Origin of the sequence: Vibrio ouci (assembly GCF_004551525.1) — a bacterium.
Lineage (GTDB): Bacteria > Pseudomonadota > Gammaproteobacteria > Enterobacterales > Vibrionaceae > Vibrio > Vibrio ouci.
Genome location: NZ_SATR01000148.1, coordinates 1 through 1,900 on the forward strand (window position 1 = coordinate 1; position 1,900 = coordinate 1,900).

At 41.2% G+C, this 1,900-nt stretch carries 3 protein-coding genes; all 3 read left to right on the top strand.

The genetic code is table 11. The features are described 5' to 3' along the window. Positions 1-421 precede the first annotated feature (421 nt). Complete coding sequence (locus ELS82_RS24540; protein WP_134837721.1) at positions 422-1,000, top strand: hypothetical protein; 579 nt, start codon at positions 422-424, stop codon at positions 998-1,000. Positions 1,001-1,135: 135 nt separating this feature from the next. Continuing rightward, complete coding sequence (locus ELS82_RS24545) at positions 1,136-1,543, top strand: DUF1330 domain-containing protein (protein ID WP_134837722.1); 408 nt, start codon at positions 1,136-1,138, stop codon at positions 1,541-1,543. A gap of 211 nt (positions 1,544-1,754) precedes the next feature. Next, a partial coding sequence (locus ELS82_RS24550) for a type II toxin-antitoxin system Phd/YefM family antitoxin (protein WP_134837723.1) occupies positions 1,755-1,900 on the top strand: 146 nt, incomplete at its 3' end.

Here is a 1,900-nt window from a genome sequence, read left to right on the forward strand (position 1 = left end):
CTTCTAGTTTAAGTGGCTTTAAGTCGCTTTTAGGTTCTTAGCCAATCAGCATTTCGGCTTGGCAGTTGCCTCGGCAATTCAGCATTGTTTTGCGCTTTGGTTGGAAAGATAGGGCGCTTGTTGTTTCTTGGTCGGGTTGCCTCATTGGAAAGGGAAGTGGAATTACTCGTTTCTGGTTGGACGCCTTTGGTGGTCAAATTGACCCATACCGTGTGGTTTGCTTCAGAAAACTAGTGAGAAATAGCAGTTCTTTCTCAAGTAAATCATGTGTTTGTGGTAAAACATAACAAACAATTCAACAGTGATTCGCAACGCTTGGCGCTCTCACTTCGGGTTGAGTTTTGTGTTTACGGTGCAGTGTTTAGGTTCAGTGGCAGCGCTGCTCACACGTTAATTGGGCGTTAAATAGCAGGAGAAATTTGTGACTACTAAGAAAGACTTGGCTGTTGCCTTCATGCATAACAATTTAAATCAGTTAACTGGCTTTCACAATCATGTGCATGGTTTCTTTAATGATAATCTTAAAGATTCACAACTGTCAGAAGAGATCAATCAACATCAGAAAAACTTTCTTAAGCGAGAGTATGAAATCAATTTACCCAACCAGTTACGAAAGTCTGTATTTCTCATGATGTTTGGACACCTTGAAGAGTGCCTTCATTTGTCATGGTTAGCTTCTGGTGAGCCTATCCAATTGAATAAAAGCGAATTTGGCATTGCGAAATACAAACCGTTCGTGCGTGACCATCTGGGTTTCAATTTAGGTAGTGACTCTGACTGGGCTTATATCCAAGAGTGTCAACTAATCCGAAATGCGATAATCCATGCTGCTGGAAGGGTTTCATTATTAAAGAAACCTCATGAGGTTGAGTCTTTGCTTAAACAGCGTAGCGATTACTTTGAAATGGAGCATGATCGTGTTTACTTAACAAATACTGGAATATCAGCTTTTCAAAAAAGTATCGCAAGGTTTACAGAGCGCGTTGAACGAGCTATTTAACAAAGCGTTTAAGACAGATTCCCAACGCTTGGCATTTTTCATTTCATCGTTGGGTTTTGTGTTTATGATGGTATGGTTAGGTTCAGTGGTAGCGTTGCTCACTACTTAACGCGGCGTTATGTTGCAGGAGAGAATATGGAAGTTCTGAATCAACTTTTTCCATCAGAAAGTCAGATGGAAAGGCTAAAATCTTCACCGGAATCAGGTGAAGTTCATCTACTAAACCTTTTCAAGTTCAAAGAGAAGGCAGAATATGCAGATGGTCGAGAAACTAATCTAACGGGCAAAGAAGCATATGAACTTTATGGCCAGCCTATGCTTAAGGTTCTCGAAAAGTATGGTGCTGAGGTTGTCTTCTATTCAGAGGTGACTGGTCTTATTCTTGGTCAAGTTGAAGACCTTTGGGACTCATTTGTTATTGTAAGATATCCATCTCGCCAAGCCCTCCTTGAAATGACCTCATCTGAAGAGTTCTTAGCATTAAGCGTACACCGTGAAGCAGGGTTGGCAGGGCAGCTAAATATAGAAACGAAGATCCCTTGAGTCACAACATAACAAAGCATTTAAGACGGATTCTCAACGCTTGGCAATTTCAGCTTAGGTCGGCTTTAGTGCTGGATGTGGCAAGGTTTAAGGTTGGGTGGTCGCGTTGTTCACCACTTAATGCGGCGTTATAACACAAAATCAGGCTATTGCTCAAAAAGGCTATTTGAACTATCATTTGTACATTAAATTGTACTGTTAGGAGTTCGACATGAGCCGTATCCACTTTGACCAAGATATTCAGCCTTTGTCTGAATTTCGTGCTGGCGTAACGTCATTTATTAAACAGATTAACGAAACTCGTAGACCATTAGTAATCACACAACGTGGTAAGGGTGTTGCGGTTGTCCTTGATGT